Consider the following 3,189-nt stretch of genomic DNA (forward strand, 5'->3'; position numbering starts at 1 on the left):
TTCGCCGAGGTCCTGGGCCTCGACCGGGTCGGGATCGACGACAGCTTCTTCGACCTCGGCGGCCACTCCCTCCTCGCCACCCGCCTCGTCAGCCGCATCCGCACCGTCCTGAACGCCGAACTGCCCATCAAGGACGTCTTCGCCGCACCCACCGTGTCCCAGCTGGTGGGGCGACTGCACCTCGGTGGCCAGACGCGTACCCCCCTCCTGCCTGCGGAGCGTCCCGACCTCGTCCCGCTGTCCTTCGCCCAGCGCCGCCTGTGGTTCCTCCACAAGCTGGAAGGCCGCTCCGCGACCTACAACATGCCCCTCGCCCTGCGGCTCACCGGGACCGTCGACCATGCAGCGCTGAGCGCCGCCCTGCGCGATGTGATCGGCCGGCACGAGTCGCTGCGCACGGTCTTCCCCGAGGCAGCCGGCGAGCCGCACCAACTCGTCCTCGACCCCTCCGGCACCGAGATCGGCTGGGAGCGCCGTACGGTGACCGAGGCCGAACTTCCGGTCGCACTGGAGGAGGCGGGCCGCTACGGCTTCGACCTCGCCACCGAGATCCCCGTCCGCAGCTGGCTGTTCGAGACCGACGGGGAAGACACGGTGCTGCTCCTGCTGCTGCACCACATCGCCGGTGACGGCTGGTCCATGGCCCCGCTGGCGCGTGATGTCGTCGCGGCCTACACCGCACGGCTCCAGGGCGCGGCCCCGCAGTGGGCCGAACTCCCCGTCCAGTACGCCGACTACACGCTCTGGCAGCGCGAGCTGCTCGGCGACGCGTCCCAACCGGACAGCGCCTTCGGGAGGCAGGTTGCCTACTGGCGCGAGCAGTTGGCGGACCTGCCGGAACTGGTGACCTTCCCCGTCGACCGCCCTCGTCCGGCAATCGCTTCCTACGCGGGTTCGTACGCCGAGTTCGAGGTCGACGCCACGCTGCACCAACGCCTCACCGAGCTTGCCCGAACCTCTGGCGTCACGGCGTTCATGGTTCTCCAGGCTGGTATGGCCGCATTGCTGACCCGTCTGGGCGCAGGCACCGACATCCCGCTCGGCAGCGGTCTCGCGGGCCGCACGGACGAAGCACTGGACGACCTCGTCGGTCTCTTCGTCAACACCTTCGTCCTCCGTACGGACACCTCCGGCAACCCGGCGTTCGACGAACTGCTAGGCCGCGTAAGGGAGTCGAGCCTGGCCGCGTACGCCAACCAGGACGTGCCCTTCGAGCACCTGGTGGAACTCCTCAACCCCCAGCGATCGGCAGCGCACCACCCGCTCTTCCAGGTGGCTCTTGTTCTCCAGAACAACGACCAGGGCGACTTCACCCTGCCGGAACTGAGAGTGCGGATGGAAGAGGTCGACTCCGGCACCTCCCGTTTCGACATGCTGTTCTCACTCACCGAGCGGTACGACGCGATGGGCAGCCCTGCAGGCATCGCCACCGTGGTCGAGTACTCCACCGACCTCTTCGACCGGACCACGATCGAGCTGCTCTTCGCCCGCTGGATCCGGTTCCTCGACCAGGCCCTGACCGAGCCCGGCCGGCCCATCAGCGACGCTGACCTGCTGACCGGCGCCGAGCGCCGACAGGTACTGGCCGACTGGAACGCCACTGACATCGAGGTCAGCCAGGAAAGCCTGCCCGCCCTCTTCGAAGCACGGGTGCGCCAGGCGCCCGACGCCCCCGCTGTCCTGTTCGGCGGTACCAAGCTCACGTACGCCGAGCTCAACGCGCGTGCCAACCGGCTGGCCCGACACCTCGTCACGTGCGGCATCGGAAGCGGCCCCGACCACGTCGTGGCCGTGGCGTTGCCGCGCACGACGGAAGCCGTCGTCGCGCTGCTCGCAGTGGTCAAGGCGGGCGGTGCCTATCTCCCGCTCGACCCCGACGACCCCATGGACCGGCTGCGCCACACCCTGGACGATGCGCGCCCCGAACTGCTGATCACCACCCGCGGCAGCGGCCTGGGCGGGATGACCTGCCGGGGCGCCGAGCTCCCGCAGGTTGTCCTCGATGACGAGGAGACCCTCGCCGAGATCGGGCGGCAGCCTGACGGCGACCTGAGCGACGACGAGCGACTGGCGGCGCTGCTCCCCCAGAGCCCGCTCTACGTGATCTACACCTCGGGTTCCACCGGGCGCCCGAAGGGAGTCATGGTCGAGCACCGCGGCCTGGTCAACAACCTCCAGTGGATGCAGTCCGCCCACCCGGTAGAGGCCGGTGACGTACTGCTGTTCCGCACCTCCGTCCGGTTCGACTCGGTGGGGTTGGAGATCTGGTTCCCGCTGCTGCACGGCGCGGCGATCTGCGTCGCACCGAGTGACGTGCTCAGGGACCCTCAGGGGATCGTGACGCACATGGTGGAGCACGGCGTGACCGTCGCCCAGTTCCCGCCGTCACTGCTGGCCAATCTTCCGGCGCCGCCCGCCGGACACCGCGTCACCCGCATCTGGTCCAGTGGCGAGGCCCTGCGCCCGGAACTCGCGGCCGAGATCATCCGCAAGTGGGGCGCCGAGCTCTGCAACCTGTACGGCCCGACCGAGATGACCATCCAGGTCGCCTCCTCGGCCTGGCACGGCATGGACACGAGCCTGGGCGGGAGCAGCGTCCCGATCGGCCGGCCGATGTGGAACACGCGGCTCTACGTGCTGGACGACCGTCTGCAACCGGTGCCGGTGGGCGTTGCCGGGGAGCTGTACGCAACAGGTGTGCAGGTGGCGCGTGGGTATGTGGGTCGTGCTGGTCTGACGGGTGAGCGGTTTGTGGCGTCGCCGTTCGGGTCGGGTGTGCGGATGTATCGCACGGGTGATGTGGTGCGCTGGCGTGCTGATGGGCAGTTGGAGTATCTGGGGCGTGCTGATGAGCAGGTGAAGGTGCGTGGTTTCCGGATCGAGCCGGGTGAGATCGAGTCCCTGCTGTCGGGCTATGCCGGTGTCCGGCAGGCGGCGGTGATCGCTCGTGAGGATGTTCCGGGTGATCAGCGGCTCGTGGCTTATGTGGTGCCGGATCTTGAGGTGGCCGCCGCGTCGGGTGCGTCGGAGGGTTCGGCGGCTGAGGCGCAGGTCGAGGAGTGGCGGGAGATCTACGACTCGGTATATTCCGGCCCGGATTCTGTTGCGTTTGGTGAGGATTTTTCGGGTTGGGATAGTTCGTATTCGGGTGAGCCGATTCCGTTGGGTGAGATGCGGGCTTGGCGGGGT

At 68.6% G+C, this 3,189-nt stretch carries 1 protein-coding gene; it reads left to right on the forward strand.

Annotated elements, in window-relative coordinates; genetic code table 11:
- A partial coding sequence (locus tag ACZ4TG_RS38090; RefSeq protein ID WP_468173029.1) for a non-ribosomal peptide synthetase occupies positions 1 to 3,189 on the forward strand: 3,189 nt, incomplete at both ends.

Source organism: Streptomyces sp. NPDC028314 (genome assembly GCF_055565795.1).